1 protein-coding gene is annotated in these 562 nt (G+C 73.7%); it reads left to right on the forward strand.

Annotated features, from left to right (window positions below; translation table 11 throughout):
* Nucleotides 1–505, forward strand: a 505-nt coding sequence (locus D180_RS17150) for a FimD/PapC C-terminal domain-containing protein (protein WP_043091246.1), incomplete at its 5' end; no start/stop codon positions are given.
* Nucleotides 506–562: the final 57 nt, after the last annotated feature.

Consider the following 562-nt stretch of genomic DNA (forward strand, 5'->3'; position numbering starts at 1 on the left):
TCTCGACCAGGCCTTCGCCCTGGTCTCCACCGGCGGCGTCGCCGACGTGCCGGTGCTGCTGGAGAACCGGCCGATCGGCCGCACCGATGCGCGCGGCTTCCTGCTGGTCACACCGCTGCTGGCCTGGCAGCACAACCGGCTGTCGATCGATCCGATGCGCCTGCCGCCCGAGTTGCGGCCGGAACAGGTCGACCAGATCGTGGTGCCGCGCGATCGCACCGGGGTGGTGGTGGCGTTCCCGATCCGCCGCAGCGATGGCGTGCTGGTGCAACTGCACGACGCCGCCGACGCGCCGCTGCCGGTCGGCAGCCGGGTGCATGGACCGGGCGTCGACACCGTGGTCGGCTACGATGGCCAGGCCTATGTGGAAGGGCTCGCGCCCGGCCGCAACGACCTGGAGGTGGACATGCAAGGAAGCCGCTGCCGGTTCCGGATCGAGCGCCCGACGCAGGCGCCGCCCACCCGGCTGGGTCCGCTGCGCTGCCTGTCGGGGCGCACGCCGTGAGCGCGCGCGCCTGGCGGATATGGCTGCCGGCGCTGCTGCTGGTGGCCGCGGCGCTGC

It is taken from the genome of Xanthomonas sp. SHU 166, from assembly GCF_000364685.1.
Lineage (GTDB): Bacteria > Pseudomonadota > Gammaproteobacteria > Xanthomonadales > Xanthomonadaceae > Xanthomonas_A > Xanthomonas_A sontii.